The sequence below is a fragment of the Mesorhizobium sp. M1A.F.Ca.ET.072.01.1.1 genome (assembly GCF_004023325.1).
In the GTDB taxonomy this organism is placed as follows: Bacteria; Pseudomonadota; Alphaproteobacteria; order Rhizobiales; family Rhizobiaceae; genus Mesorhizobium.
In genome coordinates this window covers 1-2689 of record NZ_RZSF01000551.1, presented here as the reverse complement: position 1 = coordinate 2689, position 2689 = coordinate 1, and the positions used below count along the sequence as shown (strand labels likewise).

Genomic DNA, 2689 nt, shown 5'->3' with positions numbered 1-2689 from the left:
TCGGGAGGCAGGCCGATGACGAAAGCTTCCCGCGGCCGGCGGATGCCTATTGCAACAAGTCGCTCCGCAAAAGCTGCTCGCAGCCGCTTGCAGCCATCCGTCGCGCCCGCGTCAAGTGCGACGTCCAGGCCCGATATGCACGGTCCGGCTCGCGACCGGGGTCGATTTTCAGGGTGACTCGTGCCACATGGCGCCAGTCGATACACTCGGCTTCCGCCATCAGCAGAACGGCGTAGGTCGGGAGGTGCGCTACGTCGTAGGCCGTGACCTCGGCCAGGTCGGGCGCCTCATTGTCGATTTTGCGTTCCGAGTTGGCAGGCCCACTGGACCAGGCTTCCCCTTCCAGCAGCGACGCACCGAAATAGCGGCCAATCGACACCAGGTGCGCCACGATCTTATTACGCAAATGGTCGCGGCTGCCATAGCGAGCGTCGATTTCATCGAGCTTCTTGTACAGCCCCCTACGCTTGCCGCGCGGAAGATCGGCATCGCCCATAACGTAGGAATCCGGACCGACTGCACAGATGTCGCAGCCCGTTGCGGCCACGTCCTGCACGAACGGCGGAATGTCCTTTTCTCGCATCCGCTTCATCAAGAACGTCTTCGCACTACGGTCCCTACCACATCATTCGCGACTTGCAACCATACCGTGCACCTGCACGCGACGAACCTCTGCATGGCCGAATTCAAACAGATCCACCGGCGACCGACCGCGCTTAGTTGCACATCAAGAGATTGGAGGATATGAGCTTTCTGGAGGCTAGGAGAATGATGATGCCAGAAGAAACCAACAGTAATCTTCTTGAACTTACTGCGGATATCGTTTCCGCCTATGTCCAGAAGAACGCGGTACCGGCGTCCGGACTGCCAGACTTGATAGCGAGCGTGAATTCGGCATTGTCTAATATTGGACAGGCTACTCCAGCAGAAACACCTGCTCCAAAGCCGGCAGTCAATCCCAAAAGGTCCGTGTTCCCCGACTATATCATCAGCCTTGAAGACGGCCAGAAATACAAGTCGCTCAAGCGCCACTTGGCGACCAGGCACGGCATGACGCTCGACGAATACCGGGCGAAGTGAGGACTGGCGAAGGATTACCCTATGGTCGCCCCGAGCTATTCGGCTACCCGATCGGCGCTGGCGAAATCGCTGGGTTTGGGAAAGAAGCCCGAGGCGGCCAAGAAGCCTAATTCAAAACGCAAGGCGAAAGCCTGATCACCATAATCGGCAAAGCCATCGGGAGATTTTTCGGCGTGGCAGGCAATCACGGGGATCGTATCAGCGCTGCTGCACCCAATCGTGGCAGTCTGACGGTTTGGGATTATGCTGACCCGGATGAGGCGGCAAAAGCCGCTCTCGATGTCTATGGATCCGATGCAGCCACCGCCGCAGCCCATTGCGCGTTGACGGCTCATTTTGATGGACGTGAACGCGACTTTCGCTTTTGGTTTGCAGTTTTCTCGCAGTTGAAGGGCTAGCTGGCTTGTCCGCCGGTCGCGGTGGCTTACGATGGTTCCGTATCGTTGCCCCCTTTCCTCCTCGGCCGTGCCTGGACTGCCGGCATGCGGCTGTCGATCTCTTCGTCGGTCAGATCCTCCAGAAGCTTGAGGGTCGTGCCCTGCCCGACGGTGTAAACAAGGATGGTCCGCTTGCCATGATGCTCCGGCGGCCAGGCATCGGGGTCGGTCTCGCCGGCGATGCCCCTGAAGTCGGCATGTGTGGCGGACCAGATCGCCTCGATCTTTTCTTCTCGCGTCATGCTGTCCAATGCGCCCGTCTCATGGGCGATGATCGCTGCCCGCATGGCGTCGGGACTGCGTTTGTCGGAGAGATCGCAGAAGCCGTGGAACCAGCGTTCGCGGCCGCGGATCCTGATCGCAAAGAAGACGCTGGTGACATTGCCGGCTTTGTATTCGGACATGCCGAACATGCCGGTTCGCTGGAAGAGCGGCGGCAGAAGTCCGAGCATGAAGTGGTATTCGGTGGCCGAAATCTCGAACCATTCCGACGCATACGGCACGCCGGACAGGGGATCGACACCCGGCGCATCGCTGTGACGATTGAAGAGGGCAAACATCTGCTGCCGGGTCGCGACGCCCTCGAACACCTTTCGGAACGGAGGATTGGTGGACATGACATGTCTCCGGAATAGCCGAAGCCTCCCGCCGCAGGGATGTCGTGGCGAGAACGGTCGGCGGTGGGGGAATCGTTGGGCTGGTTCAGGCGGCGCGGCGACCGGTGGGCTGTGCTGCTTCGCGCCCGATACCGGTGATGGCGCGGACGGCGGCGGCGAGCGTCGGAACATCATCGAGCATGGCGAGCGCGACAAAGTGGTTGGTTCCGCCGGTATAATCCTTGCGGCCCTTGCAGGTGCGGATCAGGATCCCGTGGCCGGAGGACATGCCGAACTGGCCAACCTGGATGTATGCCCGGTCATGGTGCAGGGTAATTTCGCCGGAGATGGCGATACCCGCCTTGTTCGAACGCAGGTCATAGCTGCCCGGCGGCAGAGCAAGTTCGGCAGCGAGGTTCTTCAGCCGCGAGCGGGCCGTCGTGTGAAAACGTCTCTTCTGGTGCTCGTCATAGGAGCAACTCCTGGTCCAGTCGAACATGTCGATCTCCATGAATCGGAACAGGCCCGGCGATCGTTCGCGCGATCCGGGCCGTCGGTGGTGGGTCTATGCGGTGT

Annotated in this window: 4 protein-coding genes and 1 pseudogene; 1 reads left to right on the top strand and 4 read right to left on the bottom strand. The window is 60.3% G+C overall.

Features of this window, described 5'->3' with window-relative positions:
• Positions 1-46 precede the first annotated feature (46 nt).
• On the bottom strand, positions 47-595 hold the full coding sequence (locus tag EOA32_RS40865) for a hypothetical protein (RefSeq protein WP_348632247.1): 549 nt from the start codon (positions 593-595) through the stop codon (positions 47-49).
• A gap of 179 nt (positions 596-774) precedes the next feature.
• Between EOA32_RS40865 and EOA32_RS36075 the strand changes: the two are divergent.
• A pseudogene (locus EOA32_RS36075) lies at positions 775-1215 on the top strand (MucR family transcriptional regulator).
• On the opposite strand, the gene EOA32_RS39055 reads toward EOA32_RS36075, so the two are convergent.
• The 3 genes from EOA32_RS39055 to EOA32_RS36060 all read right to left on the bottom strand — a co-directional run bounded on the left by EOA32_RS39055 (position 1116) and on the right by EOA32_RS36060 (position 2612).
• Positions 1116-1415, bottom strand: coding sequence for a hypothetical protein (locus EOA32_RS39055; RefSeq protein ID WP_189407678.1), 300 nt, complete (start codon positions 1413-1415; stop codon positions 1116-1118). The pseudogene EOA32_RS36075 and the gene EOA32_RS39055 sit on opposite strands and share 100 nt — an antisense overlap.
• Positions 1416-1504: 89 nt before the next feature.
• Positions 1505-2134: a DUF1419 domain-containing protein gene (locus tag EOA32_RS36065; RefSeq protein WP_128374220.1), complete on the bottom strand. Its 630-nt coding sequence runs from the start codon at positions 2132-2134 to the stop codon at positions 1505-1507.
• Positions 2135-2219: 85 nt separating this feature from the next.
• A complete protein-coding gene (locus tag EOA32_RS36060; RefSeq protein ID WP_128374219.1) occupies positions 2220-2612 on the bottom strand; it encodes a hypothetical protein in 393 nt (130 codons plus the stop codon).
• Positions 2613-2689: the final 77 nt, after the last annotated feature.